The 15,128-nt window shown below is 62.3% G+C and carries 14 protein-coding genes; 3 read left to right on the top strand and 11 right to left on the bottom strand.

The genetic code is table 11. The features are described from left to right. Window positions 1-170 precede the first annotated feature (170 nt). The 10 genes from panD to dksA all read right to left on the bottom strand — a co-directional run bounded on the left by panD (window position 171) and on the right by dksA (window position 11,441). The gene (gene panD, locus J4E58_RS15425; protein ID WP_007924662.1) at window positions 171-551 is read right to left on the bottom strand and encodes an aspartate 1-decarboxylase; all 381 of its coding nucleotides are present in this window, start codon (window positions 549-551) and stop codon (window positions 171-173) included. A gap of 109 nt (window positions 552-660) precedes the next feature. Then, window positions 661-1,515, bottom strand: a complete 855-nt coding sequence (panC, locus tag J4E58_RS15420) for a pantoate--beta-alanine ligase (RefSeq protein WP_053262698.1) — start codon at window positions 1,513-1,515, stop codon at window positions 661-663. After that, on the bottom strand, window positions 1,512-2,312 hold the full coding sequence (gene panB, locus J4E58_RS15415) for a 3-methyl-2-oxobutanoate hydroxymethyltransferase (RefSeq protein WP_007924658.1): 801 nt from the start codon (window positions 2,310-2,312) through the stop codon (window positions 1,512-1,514). The genes panC and panB overlap by 4 nt, the downstream gene beginning before the upstream one ends. A gap of 380 nt (window positions 2,313-2,692) precedes the next feature. Beyond that, entirely contained in the window at window positions 2,693-3,172 is a 480-nt protein-coding gene (folK, locus tag J4E58_RS15410) for a 2-amino-4-hydroxy-6-hydroxymethyldihydropteridine diphosphokinase (RefSeq protein ID WP_087091974.1), read from the bottom strand. Between the two features lie 4 nt (window positions 3,173-3,176). Next, window positions 3,177-4,580, bottom strand: coding sequence for a polynucleotide adenylyltransferase PcnB (locus tag J4E58_RS15405; protein ID WP_087091975.1), 1,404 nt, complete (start codon window positions 4,578-4,580; stop codon window positions 3,177-3,179). A 734-nt stretch (window positions 4,581-5,314) separates the two neighbouring features. Further along, window positions 5,315-6,745 (bottom strand): sigma-54 dependent transcriptional regulator, encoded by a 1,431-nt coding sequence (locus J4E58_RS15400; protein WP_007924652.1) that lies wholly within the window; start codon window positions 6,743-6,745, stop codon window positions 5,315-5,317. Window positions 6,746-6,767: 22 nt separating this feature from the next. Then, a complete protein-coding gene (locus J4E58_RS15395) occupies window positions 6,768-9,722 on the bottom strand; it encodes a sensor histidine kinase (RefSeq protein ID WP_009045655.1) in 2,955 nt (984 codons plus the stop codon). Beyond that, the gene (locus J4E58_RS15390; protein WP_003176118.1) at window positions 9,706-9,882 is read right to left on the bottom strand and encodes a hypothetical protein; all 177 of its coding nucleotides are present in this window, start codon (window positions 9,880-9,882) and stop codon (window positions 9,706-9,708) included. Before J4E58_RS15390 ends, J4E58_RS15395 begins: the two co-directional genes overlap by 17 nt. 77 nt (window positions 9,883-9,959) lie before the next feature. Beyond that, window positions 9,960-10,856, bottom strand: a complete 897-nt coding sequence (gluQRS, locus tag J4E58_RS15385; RefSeq protein WP_087091976.1) for a tRNA glutamyl-Q(34) synthetase GluQRS — start codon at window positions 10,854-10,856, stop codon at window positions 9,960-9,962. A gap of 144 nt (window positions 10,857-11,000) precedes the next feature. Next, on the bottom strand, window positions 11,001-11,441 hold the full coding sequence (gene dksA, locus J4E58_RS15380; protein WP_007924645.1) for an RNA polymerase-binding protein DksA: 441 nt from the start codon (window positions 11,439-11,441) through the stop codon (window positions 11,001-11,003). Between the two features lie 336 nt (window positions 11,442-11,777). On the opposite strand from dksA, the gene J4E58_RS15375 reads away from it, so the two are divergent. Next, a complete protein-coding gene (locus tag J4E58_RS15375; RefSeq protein ID WP_087091977.1) occupies window positions 11,778-12,950 on the top strand; it encodes a pyridoxal phosphate-dependent aminotransferase in 1,173 nt (390 codons plus the stop codon). Continuing rightward, entirely contained in the window at window positions 12,950-13,663 is a 714-nt protein-coding gene (sfsA, locus tag J4E58_RS15370; RefSeq protein WP_087091978.1) for a DNA/RNA nuclease SfsA, read from the top strand. Before J4E58_RS15375 ends, sfsA begins: the two co-directional genes overlap by 1 nt. Here the strand turns inward: sfsA and J4E58_RS15365 are convergent. Then, window positions 13,660-13,977, bottom strand: coding sequence for a Rieske (2Fe-2S) protein (locus J4E58_RS15365; RefSeq protein ID WP_009045652.1), 318 nt, complete (start codon window positions 13,975-13,977; stop codon window positions 13,660-13,662). The two genes, sfsA and J4E58_RS15365, sit on opposite strands and share 4 nt — an antisense overlap. A gap of 214 nt (window positions 13,978-14,191) precedes the next feature. On the opposite strand from J4E58_RS15365, the gene J4E58_RS15360 reads away from it, so the two are divergent. Then, complete coding sequence (locus tag J4E58_RS15360) at window positions 14,192-15,079, top strand: hemin ABC transporter substrate-binding protein (RefSeq protein WP_087091979.1); 888 nt, start codon at window positions 14,192-14,194, stop codon at window positions 15,077-15,079. Window positions 15,080-15,128: the final 49 nt, after the last annotated feature.

The raw sequence follows: 15,128 nt of genomic DNA, 5'->3' as shown, positions 1-15,128 counted from the left end.
TAACGTTCGGTCAAACCTGCGCTGACACGATTAAGCACGCAGGGCGATAACAGTAACTCTCGCGTGCTGATCTGTCTTGGCTTTGTCTGACCTGCGGCCGGTACTTTTTTACACCGGCGCCTCAGAGCCGCGCACGAACGGGATTTCAGGGGGGTGAGAATGACTGGGGTTCAGGCGACCTGAACCGGGATGGCATGGCTGGTGTGGCTCAGCTCGTTGCCCGGCGCCATATAGAGCATGCGTGGCTTGAAGTTGAGCAGTTCGGCTTCGCTGTAGTGAGCGTAAGCGCAGATGATCACCCGGTCGCCGACCTTGGCCTTGTGTGCGGCGGCGCCGTTGACCGAGATCATGCGCGAGCCTTCCTCGCCACGAATGGCGTAGGTGGTGAAGCGTTCGCCATTGTCGACGTTGTAGATCTGGATCTGTTCGTACTCACGGATACCGGACAAGTCCAGCCATTCGCCGTCGATGGCGCAGGAGCCTTCGTAGTCGAGCACAGCGTGGGTGACTTCGGCGCGATGCAGCTTGGCCTTGAGCATGATGGCGTGCATGAGTGGTTCTCTCGGTCGGATCCTCGAACAGGGCCTGCAGCATCGCTGCAGGCCCCGGGCGGCGGCAGTTTGCCCGAAGGTCGGGCTTCGGGCAATCGGCCCTTGGAACCTAGGCGTCGAGGTCCAGATGCAGGTTGTCGATCAGGCGGGTAGCACCCAGATAGGCCGCCGCCAGGATCACCAGGTCGCGGTCTTGCGCGGTGGCCGGGCGCAGGGTCCGGGCATGACGGATTTCCAGGTAATCGGGGCGCAAACCTGCGGCTTCGAGCACTCGTCTTTGCTCGTCCAGCAGCTTTGGATAGTCCCGCTCGCCCTGGCTGATGGCCTCGGCGATCTGAGTCAGGCCACGATAGATCGCGGGGGCGATGGCACGTTGTTCCTCGCTCAGGTAGCCGTTGCGCGACGACAGCGCGAGGCCGTCGGCGGCACGTACGGTGGGCTCGCCGATGATCTGGATCGGCATGTTCAGGTCATGCACCAGGGCGCGGATCACCGCCAGTTGCTGGAAGTCCTTCTGGCCGAAGACTGCGAGGTCCGGCTGCACCATGTTGAACAGCTTGCTGACCACCGTGGCCACTCCTTCGAAATGCCCGGGACGGCTGGCGCCGCACAGGCCTTCGGAGAGTTGCGGCACGCTGACCCGGGTCTGGCCGTCCATGCCGTCGGGGTACATCTCTTCGACGGTCGGGGCGAACAGCAGATGGCAACCGGCTTGCAGGAGCTTTTCCTGGTCGGCGGCCAGGGTCCGCGGGTACTTGTCGAGGTCTTCGCCGGCGCCGAACTGCAGCGGGTTGACGAAAATGCTCGCCACCACGAAATCCACCCGCTGGGCCGCCTTGGTCACCAGGGCCGCATGACCACTGTGCAGGTTACCCATGGTCGGTACGAAGCCGATGCGCTTGCCCTCGCTGCGGGCACGGGCCACGGCGGCACGCAGTTCACGTACGGTTTTGACAGTATTCATGCAGAAAACCCGTGTTCGGCGCCTGGGAAGGTCACGGCCTTGACTTCATTGACGTAGGCGCTCAGGGCGGCCTGGATGCTTTCCTGGCCGGCCATGAAGTTCTTCACGAACTTCGGCGCGCGACCGCTCAGGGACAGGCCCAGCATGTCGTGCAGAACCAGCACCTGACCGTCGGTACCGCTGCCGGCACCGATGCCGATCACCGGAATCTTCACCGCCTGGGTGATTTCCGCCGCCAGTTCGCTCGGCACGCATTCGAGCAGCAGCATCGCTGCGCCGGCTGCTTCCAGGGCGATGGCGTCGGCACGCATCTGCCGGGCCTGGTTTTCGTTACGGCCCTGGACCTTGTAGCCGCCGAGGATGTTCACCGATTGCGGGGTCAGGCCCATGTGGGCGCAGACCGGGATACCGCGTTCGGCCAGCAGGCGGATGGACTCCGCCAGCCACAGCGCGCCTTCGACCTTGATCATGTGCGCACCGGCCTGCATCAACTGGGCGCTGTTGTTCAGGGCCTGTTCGGTGGTGGCGTAGGCCATGAACGGCAGGTCGGCGAGGATCAGGGCGCCACTGTTACCGCGTTTGACTGCGGCGACGTGGTAGGCCATCTCGGCGGTAGTGACCGGCAGTGTGCTGTCGTGCCCTTGCAAGACCATGCCGAGGGAGTCGCCCACCAGCAGTACTTCAACGCCAGCCTGGCAACAGGTGTGGGCGAAGGTCGCGTCATAGCAGGTCAGCATGGTGATTTTTTCACCTTTCTGCTTGAGGCCTTGCAGGGTGGTCAGGGTGATGTCTGGCATGAAAAAAGGTCCTCATTCAGGCGCTCTGGAAACTGCTGCGAGTAACGCGCGTGATTCTTCGTTTATGCAGGCGCACGGTCTGTTGTCGTGCTTATAAGGCCTGGCCCAAGCTATGTGAAAGCTACTGCGCTCAGTAATCCTGCGTTAAAAACAGGCTCGGGCTGCTCATTTACAGCACGTAAACTCCGCGCCCTCGCCTGTTTTTGCCTGGTCTTACCTTCGCTCGCTACGCTTTCACACAGCTTGGAATGCGCCCTGTAACGCCGTGTTGGCGGCAACGGGACGCCTATAGTCGTGAGGAGAACTCGGGAAGTCAATTGCATGTGTTACCGCATTGTTACGGCGTGAGTGTTACCGCCGTAACTGATGCGTTTCAGCAGTCAGGCCAGGCGTTCCAGGCCGACAAATGGGCAGGCGGCGAGCAGATCGCGCAGGTGGCGGCCGTCGGCCAGTTGCAGGTCGACGGGGGCCAGTTCGGCCAGGGGATAGAGGACGAAGGCCCGGGCCTGCATATGGTAATGCGGGACCTTGAGCCGCGGCTCATCGATCAGGCGATCGCCGAACAGCAGGATGTCCAGGTCCAGGGTACGCGGTCCCCAGCGTTCGAGACGCTCGCGGCCCTGGCCGTTTTCGATGGCTTGCAGCGCGTCCAGCAGTTCGAGGGGCGCGAGGCTGCTGTCCAGGGCGGCCACGGCGTTGGTGTAACGCGGTTGGCCGGGCAGCAGGGAGTCGCTTTGGTAGAAGGCCGAGACCCCCGCCAGTTGGCTGTGTGGCAACTGCGCCAGGGCGTCGATCGCGCTGCGCAATTGCTCTGCCGGGGCAGCCAGGTTGCTGCCCATGCCGATGTAGATGCGTTCCATCGGGTTATTCGCCGGAAGCGCTCGGTACGCCGGCGGTGGCGCGTTTGCGTTTGGCGCCACTGCTGCGACGACGCTTGCGCGGACCTGTGCCGGCTTCGTCCTTGCCACTCAGATCGCGAATCATGTCGCGGCGACCGGCTTCGTTGGCGTCCTGATAGTCGGTCCACCATTCGCCCAGGCCATCGGTCTGTTCGCCGGCGCTTTCACGCAGCAGCAGGAAGTCATAGCCGGCGCGGAACCGCGGGTTGTCCAGCAGTTGATCGGCGCGCTTGCCGCTGCGGCGTGGCAGACGTTCCTGCATGTCCCAGATTTCGCGGATCGGCATAGTGAAGCGTTTTGGAATGGCGATGCGCTGGCACTGTTCGCTGATCAATTCGTGAGCGGCTTCCTGCATCGCCGGAATCGGCGGCATGCCGCGTTCCTGAAGGCGCAGCACGCGAGCCGGCAAGGCAGGCCACAGCAGCGCGGCGAACAGGAAGGCTGGGGTTACCGGCTTGTTCTGCTTGATGCGTAGGTCGGTATTGACCAGGGCTTCGCTGATCAGCGTATGGGTGTAGGTCGGGTTGTACTCCAGTGCCTCGGCGCTGGCCGGGAACAGCGGATCGAACAGTTGCAGGTCGACCAGCATCTCGAAGGTGTCGGCGGCATGGCCGGACAGGAACAGCTTGAGCACTTCCTCGAACAGACGCGCCGAAGGGATTTCCCGCAGCATGGGGGCCAGGTCGCGGATCGGTGTGGCAGTGTGTTTCTCGATGCCGAAATCCAGCTTGGCGGCGAAGCGCACGGCCCGCAGCATGCGTACCGGGTCTTCCTGGTAGCGCTGGCGTGGATCGCCGATCAGGCGGACCAGGTGATTGCGAATGTCGTGCACGCCGTTGGCGTAATCGAGGATGCGTTCGCTGACCGGATCGTAATACAGGGCGTTGATGGTGAAGTCGCGGCGCTGGGCGTCCTCTTCGAGGGTGCCGTACACGTTGTCGCGCAGGATGCGCCCGCTTTCGTTGCGCGAGGATTGGTTGCTGTCTTCCTCTTCATCGTTTTGCGGGTGATTGGCGCGGAAGGTCGCGACCTCGATGATTTCGCGACCGAAGTGGATATGCACCAGCTTGAACCGACGGCCGATGATCCGTGCATTGCGGAATTCGGCCCGCACCTGTTCCGGCGTGGCGCTGGTGGCAACGTCGAAATCCTTGGGGGTGATATTGAGCAACATGTCGCGCACGCAACCGCCGACCAGGTAGGCCTGGTAGCCGGCGTTCTGCAGGCGTTCGACGATGTTCACCGCATAACGGCTGAACTGGGCGCGTTGCAGCGAGTGTTGGCTGCTGTTGAGCACTTCAGGCGTGCTGCGTTTGTGTTGCGTACGACGCAAGGGAGAACGGAATGACTGGAACAACTTCTTCAGCATGGGATGCACTGTTTGAAGGAATGTTCGGCCATAACGAAGAATGACCGCATGATGGGCGGGGATTCTAGCATTTAGTCGGGGGATGGTGTAGGAAGCTGCGGCGAGTCGTGCGCGGGGCTTTGGAATGCGGGTTGGCGGGGCTTTGCGTCAGTAAAGTCGCAATCGCGGAAACCACAAGGGGAGCCGAAGCTCCCCCAGAAGTGTTTGCGTGCTCTATTTTTATTATTGGTTTCGGGCTTTTTGTTTTTGTTTAACGCCCTTGTCACCTGGTTAACCCAGGATGACCCTCCCAATCGGGAGCCAAGAGCAAACGGATTGCTTTGGTCGCTGTGTTGCAATGATCGATGATCCAACCAGTTCAGGCTCTGCCTTAGGGCAGTTTTTGTTGTTCTCGGCCTGGTTGTGGGGCAAGCCCCAATGACAACGCCTCTCCAAAAGAATCAGTTAGCTGCGCCTCCGCCGTGTTGTTTTTATTGTGCGTGAGTCGATTCGTCTTATTTTTATTGTCTTATGCATTGCTTGTTATTGTTTTTGTACCAAACATATAGCAGGTGCCGTGCCAACTTTTGCGAAGCCCAGCAAAGCAAGGGGTTAGGCGTGGTGTTGAGGTTTTCGCAGGCGAAAAAAAGCCGGGGCTTCGTTACCTTAAGCCCCGGCTTTTGTTACGTGAAATGACTGAGGTAACAGTTTTTTCACAAGGTCGCGTGTTACCCGCAACCCGTTACCGTCGGATTTCAGCTTTCGCTGGCGACCCCGGTCTTGCGCCGTGGGATGCCCAGGCGCTGGCGGCGTTCCCACAGGCATTTGCGGCTGACGCCCAGTTTGCGCGCCAGTTCGGTTTCGGTCATATGGTCCTGGTGCTCGAGGACGAAATGCTGGAAGTAGTCTTCCAGCGACAGGTCTTCGGTCGGCTCGTGACTGCTGTTGTTGGCGTTGGCGGCCTGGGGCGCCAGGCCGATGAATTCGTCGTCTTCCAGATCGCTCAGTTCGATATCGATACCCAGCAGCTCGGCGGAGATTTCCGGGCTTTCGCACAGGATGACCGAGCGCTCGACGGCGTTTTCCAGTTCGCGAACGTTACCTGGCCACGAGTAGTGACGAATGGCTTGCTCGGCGTCCGGAGCGAACTTCAGGTCAGTGCGGCCCACGCGCGCGCTTTGACGGGCGAGGAAGGCATTGGCGATTTCGTTGACGTCGGCGCCGCGCTCGCGCAGGGCTGGCAGTTTCAGGGCAATCACGTGCAGGCGGTAATACAGGTCTTCACGGAACTGGCCGATTTTGGCCAGGCTCTTGAGGTCGCGGTGGGTCGCGGCGATCAGGCGCACATCGACCTTCTGCGATTGCACCGAACCGACCCGGCGAATCTCGCCTTCCTGCAGCACACGCAACAGGCGGGCCTGGGCTTCGAGTGGCAGTTCGCCGATTTCGTCGAGGAACAGGGTGCCGCCGTCCGCCGCTTCTACCAAGCCGGCGCGCCCGGCGCTGGCACCGGTGAAGGCGCCTTTTTCGTGACCGAACAGCTCGGACTCGATCAGGGTTTCCGGAATGGCCGCGCAGTTCACCGAGATCATTGGCGCCTTGGCACGCTTGGACAGGTTGTGCAGGGCGCGGGCTACCAGTTCCTTGCCGGTCCCGGACTCACCCTGGATCAGTACATTGGAGTCTGTCGGGGCGACCTTGCGGATCTTGCTGTACAGATCCTGCATTGGTGGGCAGGAACCGATGATGCCGATTTCGCCGTTGCTGGCGCTGGCTTTGTCCGCACCGTTGCCCGGCTTGGCGGCCGGCCGCTCGTTGGGGCTGCTTTGCGCGGTCTGGCGGTCGCGCAGGATGCGCGCCACGGCCTGGAGCATTTCGTCGTGGTCGAAAGGCTTGGCGATGTAGTCCACCGCGCCCATCTTCATCGAGTCGACCGCCGAGCGCAGGCTGGCGTAGCTGGTCATGATCAGCACCGGGGTGCCCTGGCCGAGCTTGATCAGTTCGGTGCCGGGGGCGCCCGGCAGGCGCAGGTCGCTGACGATCAGGTCGAACGTGGGAATGCTGAAACGCTCTTGTGCTTCCTGCACGGAACCGGCTTCGCTGACCTGGTACTGGTTGCGTTCCAGCAGGCGGCGCAAGGCGGAGCGGATAATTGTTTCGTCTTCGACGATCAAAATGTGCGGCATTGATTCGATTCTCTCGACGGTCTCAGTTCACAGCGGACGTCGCTTCGACATGACGCGGTAAAGTCACCCGGATACGGGTGCCGCGTTGGCTTTCGGTGTCAGCCGGGCTGTCGATGGTGATTTGTCCATAATGCTCTTCAACGATGGAATAGACCAGTGCAAGGCCCAGTCCGGTGCCCTCGCCAGGATCCTTGGTGGTGAAGAAGGGTTCGAACAGTCGATCCATGATGCTCGAGGGGATGCCGCTGCCTTCGTCTTCGACGATCAGGTCGATCGTGTGTTCGCCGGCCTCGCTCTTGACCCGTACCGCGCTGCCCGCCGGTGAGGCGTCGCGGGCATTGGATAGCAGGTTGATCAGTACCTGGGCGAGCCGTTGCGGGTCGCCGTCGACCCAGTGGTCCGGATCGCACAGGTTGAAAAATTGCACTTCGAAGTTGCGCCGGTTCAGCGCCAGCAGACCAATGGCGTCCTGCGCCACCTCGGCCAGGCACACGGCTTCGTCGTTGTGCTGGTGGCTGCCGGCGTGGGCGAAGCTCATCAGCGACTGGACGATGCGCGATACGCGCTTGGTCTGCTCGAGGATCTGGCCGCTGATTTCGGTGAGTTCGCCGTCTTCTTCGCGCTCTTCGCGCAGGTTCTGCGCCAGGCAGGCGATACCGGTGATCGGGTTGCCGATTTCGTGGGCCACGCCGGCGGCCAGGCGGCCGATGCTGGCCAGCCGCTCGGAATGCACCAGCTTGTCTTCGAGCATCTGGGTTTCGGTCAGGTCTTCTACCAGCAGCACCAGGCCGCTGTTGCCCGGGGCCAGGGGTTCGTCGATGGCGGCCTTGTGCAGGTTCAGCCAGCGGGTCTGGCCGTCGAGGGCCAGGTGCTGTTTATGCAGATGTTCATCGGGGATGTTGATGAAGCCTTGCAACAGCTCTCTCCAAGGATCGGCGATGGTGCTCAGGCGCGAACCGACCACATGCTGCGCCGGAATGCTGGTGAGCTCTTCCATGGCCTTGTTCCACATGAGGATTTCCTGGTCCTTGGCCAGGGAGCAGACACCCATCGGAAGTTCCTGCAAGGTCTGGCGGTGGTAGCGGCGCAAGGCATCGAGCTCGGCGGCCAGGCCGGTCAGGCGCGAGTGGTAGTCCTCGAGCCGGCTTTCGATGAAGTGAATGTCTTCGGTCACATAGTTTTCGCCGCCGGCCTTGTAGGGGAGGAAGGTTTCCACCATGTCCTGGGCCACGCTGGGGCCCATCAGGCCGGACAGGTTGGCCTCGATACGGTCGCGCAAGCGGCGCAGGGCATAGGGGCGGCGCTCGTCGAAGGGCAGGTAGAGGTCGCGCAGCGCCTGCTCGACTTCCTTCTGCGCGGCCTTGGCACCCAGGGGCTTGGCCAGCTGGGTGGCGAACTCCTGGGGCGAAGCGGCATGCAGTTCGCGACGTTGCGGCCGGCGCACGTTGTCCACCGCGCAGGCTTCGGCGGCGCTGGCTTCTTCGGAGCTGGCGTTGGTGAACAGCGAAATCAGGGTGAACATCAGGACATTGGCGGCCAGCGAGGCGATGGCTGCCATGTGCCAGCTGGTGTCGTCCAGCACATAGATCATGTTCAGTAGCGGTATATAGAAGCCCTGCAAGTTGCCGATCAACGGCAGCAACATGGTCACCAGCCACACCAGCGTCCCGGCCATCAGCCCGGCGATGAAGCCGCGCCGGTTGGCGGTCGGCCAGTACAGCACCGAGAGTACGCCGGGGAGGAACTGCAGGGTCGCGACAAAGGCCACGATGCCGAGGTTGGCCAGGTCCTGTTCGGCCCCCAGCAGCAGGTAGAAGGCATAGCCGGCCATGATGATGGCCACGATCAGAGCGCGGCGGGTCCATTTCAGCCAGCGGTAGATGTTGCCTTCGGCCGGTGGCTGATACAGCGGCAGCACCAGATGGTTGAGGGCCATCCCCGACAGCGCCAGGGTGGTGACAATGATCAGGCCGCTGGCGGCGGAAAGCCCACCGATATAGGCCATCAAGGCCAATGCCGGTTTGTTGGCGGCGATGCCGATGCCGAGGGTGAAGTATTCGGGGTTGGTGGTGGCGCCCAGTTTCAAGCCGGCCCAGAGGATCAGCGGTACCGCCAGGCTCATCAGCAACAGGAACAGCGGCAGGCCCCAGCTGGCGCTGACCAGCGAGCGCGGGTTGAGGTTCTCGGTGAAAGTCATGTGGTACATGTGCGGCATCACGATCGCCGAGGCGAAGAACACCAGCAGCAGGGTGCGCCACGGTCCTTCCTGCAGTGGCGTGTGCAGGGCGGCGAGGGCGGTCTGGTTCTGCAGCAGCCAGAGTTCCAGCTGTTGCGGCCCATCGAACACACCGTACAGGGCATAGAGGCCGACGCCGCCGATGGCGATCAGCTTGATCACCGACTCGAAGGCGATGGCGAACACCAGGCCTTCGTGCTTTTCCCGGGTGGCGATGTGCCGGGAGCCGAAGAAGATGGTGAACAGGGTGATCAGCGCGCAGAAGCTCAGGGCCACCCGGTGCTGCACCGGCTCGCGGGTGAGGATACCGATGGAGTCCGCGACCGCCTGGATCTGCAAGGCCAGCAGCGGCAATACCCCGACCAGCATGATCACCGTGGTCAGCGCGCCGGCCCAGGTGCTGCGAAAACGGAAGGCGAACAGGTCGGCCAGCGACGACAGTTGGTAGGTGCGGGTGATTTTCAGGATCGGGTAAAGCAGCACCGGCGCCAGCAGGAAGGCACCGGAAACCCCGAGATAACTGGAAAGAAAACCGTAGCCGTACTGATAGGCCAGGCCGACCGTGCCATAAAAGGCCCAGGCGCTGGCGTAGACCCCGAGGGACAGGGTGTAGGTCAGCGGGTGGCGGATGATCGAGCGCGGGATCATGCCGCGTTCGCTGATCCAGGCCACCCCGAACAGCACCAGCAGGTACGCGGCGCTGATCAGGATCATCTGGGTCAGGCTAAAGCTCATCGGCATCTTTTTGGCTCTGCAGGATGAAGGTCACGACGATCAGGATCAGCCAGAGCAGATACGGGCGATACCAGGCGCCCGTAGCATCGATCCACCAATCCATGATGGCGGGGGAGAACAGATAGATCCCCACTACCAGCAGCAGGACCAAGCGATAGATGTACATCTCGGCCTCTCTTTATTGTGTGCGTGCCCGAAAACGTGCGGCGATGGTAACGGATGGGCGCCAACCTGCAAGGGGCGTCAGCGGATTTGCGCTTCGGGCACGCTCAGTGTGCGTGGGATCAGTAAAGCATCCCAGTGTTCGATGCCCCAGCTCAGCACTTCCCGAGGGCTGGCATGGACCATTTCGCTGTCGGTTTTCTGCCCCAGGGCGCGCAGGGCACGCAACAGCAGTGGTGTGGCCTGGTCCGCGGCCAGCGGCGGGGAGCGGTAGGACTTGCCCAGTTTATGCCCATCCGGCTGGGTGATCAGCGGCACATGCAGGTAGCGCGGCTGTGGCAGGCCGAGCAGCTCCTGCAGGTACAGCTGGCGCGGGGTGGAGTCCAGCAGGTCGGCGCCGCGGACGATATCGGTCACCCCTTGCCAGGCGTCGTCGAGCACCACTGCCAGTTGATAGGCGTAGAGGCCGTCGCGGCGGCGGATCACGAAGTCGCCCACATCCCGCCCCAGGTGCTGGCGGAATTCGCCCTGGACCCGATCGGTGAAACGATATTCCAGCTCCGGCACGCGCAAGCGGATGGCGGCATCTTCCTGGCCATGTCCGGCATTGCGGCACAGCCCCGGATAAATGCCGTGGTAGGGCTCCAGTTGCTTGCGCGAACAGGTGCAGGCATAAGCCAGGCCCTGGTTGAACAGACGGTTGAGGACTTCGGCGTAGGCCGCGTGCCGCTCGCTCTGGCGGACCATTTCGCCGTCCCACTCGAAGCCGTAGCTTTCCAGGGCCTTGAGAATGGCCGCCTGGGCACCGGGCTCTTCCCGGGGGGGATCGAGGTCTTCCATGCGCAACAACCAGCGGCCACCAACGGCGCGGGCATCGAGGTAGGAGGCCAGGGCGGCGACCAGCGAGCCGAAATGCAGGTGCCCGCTGGGGGTTGGGGCAAAGCGCCCGATGTAGGAAGAGGCGTGAGAGGCAGTCATGGAGAGGATGTTACTTCGTTCGGTCCCAAGGTGACGATGGCGTCTGGCGGATCGCCATCGCGAGCAAGCTCGTTCCTACAGGGGGGAGGCGGCAGAAACAAAAACGGAGCGTTCGCACGCTCCGTTTTTCATTCAAGCCAGCGATTATTTGCCGACTTGTTTTTCCTTGATTTCCGCCAGGGTCTTGCAGTCGACACACATGTCGGCGGTAGGGCGGGCCTCCAGGCGGCGAATACCGATCTCGACGCCGCAGGATTCGCACCAGCCGTATTCTTCGTCTTCGATCAGTTGCAGCGTCTTGTCGATCTTCTTGATCAGCTTGCGCTCACGGTCGCGGGCGCGCAGTTCCAGGCTGAATTCTTCTTCCTGGCTGGCACGGTCGGCCGGATCGGGGAAGTTGGCTGCTTCGTCTTTCATGTGATCAACAGTGCGATCGACTTCCTGCATCAAGTCCTGTTTCCACTTGTTCAGGATCTTGGTGAAGTGCTCGCGCATGGGCTTGCCCATGTACTCTTCGCCTGCGGTTTCAACATAAGGCTCGAAGCCGCTGATCGATTGATTCTGTTGCTTTGCTTGGGTGGGCATGAAATGGACCGCCTCTACTCATGTAATCCATTGCGCAGGATTGCTCCATCACCGACACATGCCGGCCCTGCGACTGCAAGCGGGCGAACTTACCAGATCAAATCGGACGGCGCTACTCCCGGTTGTCGAGCCCGCGTCCTGCGGCGCTTGCAAAGGTCGATGCCGCCTGGCCTGGTCTGTTCGGGGGCCTGGTCAATTAATGATTTTAGCCAAGCCTGGGCCTGTTGTCGGTGTTCTTTAATGGGTTGGATGGCGGGGCTCAAAGGCTTTGGGCTCTCCCTTGTCCCCGGGGTTGGGTAGAATCGTTTTTTTGCTCACTTCAATGAAGGAAGGCTAATGGCTCAGCCCTACAGTGCGCGCAGCCGCGCTATCGAACCTTTCCACGTGATGGCCCTGCTGGCCCGTGCCAATGAGCTGCAAGCGGCCGGGCACGATGTGATTCACCTGGAAATCGGTGAACCGGACTTCACCACGGCTGAGCCGATCATCAAGGCCGGGCAGGCCGCGCTGGAAGCGGGCAGGACCCGCTACACCGCCGCCCGCGGGATTCCCGAGCTGCGCACGGCCATCTCTGGTTTCTATCGGCAGCGTTACGGGCTGGACATCGACCCCGAGCGCATCATGATCACTCCCGGTGGTTCCGGTGCGCTGCTGCTGACCAGCAGCTTGCTGGTCGACCCCGGCAAGCACTGGCTGCTGGCGGACCCAGGCTACCCCTGCAACCGGCACTTCCTGCGCCTGGTGGAAGGCGCGGCGCAACTGGTGCCGGTCGGCCCGGACGTGCGTTATCAGCTGACACCGGATCTGGTGGAGCGCTATTGGGATCAGGACAGTGTCGGCGCCCTGGTGGCATCGCCGGCCAACCCCACCGGGACCTTGCTTTCCCGCGACGAACTGGCGGGGCTGTCGGCCGCGGTAAAGGCGTGTAACGGTCATCTGGTGGTGGACGAGATCTACCACGGCCTGACCTACGGCTGCGATGCCGCCAGTGTGCTGGAAGTCGATGACAGCGCCTTTGTCCTTAATAGCTTTTCCAAATATTTCGGTATGACCGGCTGGCGCCTGGGCTGGCTGGTGGCGCCGCAGGCGGCGGTCGGCGAGTTGGAGAAGCTGGCGCAGAACCTCTACATCAGCGCCCCGAGCATGGCCCAGTACGCTGCGCTGGCCTGCTTCGAGCCAGACACCATCAGTATTTTCGAAGAGCGTCGCAACGAGTTTCAGCGACGCCGCGACTTCCTCCTGCCAGCCCTGCGCGAGTTGGGTTTTGGCATTGCGGTAGAGCCGGAAGGGGCGTTCTACCTGTATGCCGATATCAGCGCCTTCGGCGGCGATGCCTTTGCCTTCTGCCGGCATTTCCTCGAGACCGAGCACATTGCCTTTACCCCGGGGCTGGATTTCGGTCGCCATCAGGCCGGGCACCATGTCCGGTTCGCCTACACCCAGAGCCTGCCGCGCCTGCAGGAAGCGGTGGAGCGGATTGCCCGTGGCCTGCGGAGCTGGCAAGGCTGATGCGTTTTCATCCCCCACTCGAAGAAGGTCGCCTGGTCCGTCGTTACAAGCGTTTTCTCGCTGATATCGAGACCATTGGCGGCGAGTTACTGACCATTCACTGTCCCAACACCGGTTCCATGTTCAATTGCATGGTCGAGGGCGGGCAGGTCTGGTTCAGCCGTTCCAATGACCCCAAGCGCAAATTGCCCGGGACCTGGGAAATCAGCGAAACGCCCCAGGGGCGGCTGGCTTGCGTCAATACGGCGCGGGCCAACACGCTGGTGGAAGAAGCCTTGCACGCTGGGGTGATCGCTGAGTTGAACGGTTTTACCGCCCTCAAGCGGGAAGTGCCCTATGGCCAGGAAAACAGTCGTATCGACTTCCGCCTGGACTATCTGGACGGCCCGGCTTTCGTCGAGGTCAAAAGTGTCACCCTGGGCTTTGACGACTCCGCGGTCGCGGCCTTCCCGGATGCGGTGACCCAGCGTGGCGCCAAGCATTTGCGGGAGTTGGCCTGTCTGGCGCGTGATGGTATTCGGGCGGTGCAGTTGTATTGCGTCAACCTGTCGGGTGTCGAAGCGGTGCGACCGGCCGAAGAGATCGACCCCGGTTATGCCGCGGCGCTGCGCGAGGCGGTGGCGTCCGGGGTCGAGGTACTGGCCTACGGGGTGCGCTTGACCGCCGAGGAAGTGTGCATCGACCGTCGTCTGGACGTATTGCTCAACGGCTAAAGCTGAACCCAGATGCCCTGGCTGTCTTCCCGGCAGGGGATGGCCGTCAGGGATTGCCCGGCACAGGGGCCGGCCACGCATTCACCGTTTTCGATCAGAAACAGTGCACCGTGGGTGGCGCACTGAATCAAGCTGGCGCTGGGATCGAGGAACTGGTCGGGTTGCCACTCCAGAGCGACCCCGCGATGGGGGCAGCGATTGGTGTAGACGTATACCTGTCGATCGCGGCGCACTGCAAAAAGCGGTTGGCCTTCAAGGTTGAAACCTCGGCTGGAAGCCTCCGGCAGATCGCCGGGGGGGCAAAGAAACTTCATGTCTATCCTCGGTAACCGACGGCTCTGGGCTCAGGCTGTCACAGTTTTCCTGTGGGCGCTTGGTGAAACATGTCTGTGCTTGACGGTCAAATGCAAACAATTATCAAATGGCCGCTTCGCCTGTGGGGCGCTTGCTCATTTCGATGCCTGGGTTGCAGGGCATGTCACATGTACGGCGGCTTCCGTGGGCCCACTCTCTGAAGGAAATACCTTTATGCGTTCGAGTGCCCGCGCAATCGCGCTCTGTGTCGGACTTCTGGCCAGCCATGCCGCTGCGGCGGCCGAGCTACCACAACGCTGGGTGAGCGCCGGCGGCGCCTTGTCCGAATGGGTGAGCGCGCTGGGCGCCGAATCGAAGCTGGTGGGCGTGGACACCACCAGCCAGCATCCCGAATCCCTGAAGAGCCTGCCGAGTATCGGTTATCAGCGTCAGTTGTCGGCGGAAGGCATTCTCAGCCTGCGCCCGCAGATTCTGGTGGGTACCGAAGAGATGGGGCCGCCGCCAGTACTCTCGCAGGTGCGCAGCGCCGGGGTGCAGGTCGAGCTGTTCTCGGCCCAGGCCGACCTGCCGACCCTGCGGGGCAACCTGCAGCATCTGGGCAAGTTGCTGGGTAGCGAAGACAAGGCGACGCAGCTGTTCGAGCAATACCAGCAGCAGCTGGAGCAGCAGCGGGCCTGGGTCGGCCAGGCCCAGAAGAAACAGGCCGCGCCAGGTGTGCTGCTGTTGCTCGGGCATGCGGGTGGCAAACCTCTGATTGCCGGTAAGGACACGGCCGCCGACTGGCTGCTGCAGCAGGCGGGCGGACGCAACCTTGCGACCCACACGGGTTACAAGCCCTTTTCCAATGAGTCGTTGGCCGAACTCAACCCTGAGGTGCTGGTGTTTGCCGATCGCAGCCTGAGTGGTGAGGCGGCCCGCGCCGCGCTGTTCAAGGAGAACCCGATTCTCGCCTCCAGCGGCGCGGCCAAGGCCGGCCGGGTCTTCGAGATTGATCCGACCTTGCTGGTGGGAGGCCTGGGGCCGCGCTTGCCACAGAGCCTGAAAAGGCTGTCGGCTGGTTTCTATCCAGCCGAGTCGGGCCAGGCCAGCACCGCCCAATGACCCCTTTGCTTAAACCCCGCACGTTGTTCATTGGCCTGAGCCTGCTGTG

The organism is Pseudomonas sp. FW305-25 (genome assembly GCF_017351415.1).
In the GTDB taxonomy this organism is placed as follows: Bacteria; Pseudomonadota; Gammaproteobacteria; order Pseudomonadales; family Pseudomonadaceae; genus Aquipseudomonas; species Aquipseudomonas chlororaphis.
This window is presented reverse-complemented; position numbering and strand designations above follow the sequence as displayed.

Bases quoted from the DNA above. Each gene is read 5' to 3' on its own strand.
- panC (WP_053262698.1), bottom strand. From the start codon at position 1,515: ATGAATACTGTCAAAACCGTACGTGAACTGCGTGCCGCCGTGGCCCGT.
- J4E58_RS15375 (WP_087091977.1), top strand. From the start codon at position 11,778: ATGGCTCAGCCCTACAGTGCGCGCAGCCGCGCTATCGAACCTTTCCAC.
- sfsA (WP_087091978.1), top strand. From the start codon at position 12,950: ATGCGTTTTCATCCCCCACTCGAAGAAGGTCGCCTGGTCCGTCGTTAC.
- J4E58_RS15400 (WP_007924652.1), bottom strand. From the start codon at position 6,745: ATGCCGCACATTTTGATCGTCGAAGACGAAACAATTATCCGCTCCGCC.
- J4E58_RS15365 (WP_009045652.1), bottom strand. From the start codon at position 13,977: ATGAAGTTTCTTTGCCCCCCCGGCGATCTGCCGGAGGCTTCCAGCCGA.
- J4E58_RS15360 (WP_087091979.1), top strand. From the start codon at position 14,192: ATGCGTTCGAGTGCCCGCGCAATCGCGCTCTGTGTCGGACTTCTGGCC.
- gluQRS (WP_087091976.1), bottom strand. From the start codon at position 10,856: ATGACTGCCTCTCACGCCTCTTCCTACATCGGGCGCTTTGCCCCAACC.
- J4E58_RS15395 (WP_009045655.1), bottom strand. From the start codon at position 9,722: ATGCCGATGAGCTTTAGCCTGACCCAGATGATCCTGATCAGCGCCGCG.
- panD (WP_007924662.1), bottom strand. From the start codon at position 551: ATGCACGCCATCATGCTCAAGGCCAAGCTGCATCGCGCCGAAGTCACC.
- J4E58_RS15405 (WP_087091975.1), bottom strand. From the start codon at position 4,580: ATGCTGAAGAAGTTGTTCCAGTCATTCCGTTCTCCCTTGCGTCGTACG.
- dksA (WP_007924645.1), bottom strand. From the start codon at position 11,441: ATGCCCACCCAAGCAAAGCAACAGAATCAATCGATCAGCGGCTTCGAG.
- panB (WP_007924658.1), bottom strand. From the start codon at position 2,312: ATGCCAGACATCACCCTGACCACCCTGCAAGGCCTCAAGCAGAAAGGT.
- J4E58_RS15390 (WP_003176118.1), bottom strand. From the start codon at position 9,882: ATGTACATCTATCGCTTGGTCCTGCTGCTGGTAGTGGGGATCTATCTG.
- folK (WP_087091974.1), bottom strand. From the start codon at position 3,172: ATGGAACGCATCTACATCGGCATGGGCAGCAACCTGGCTGCCCCGGCA.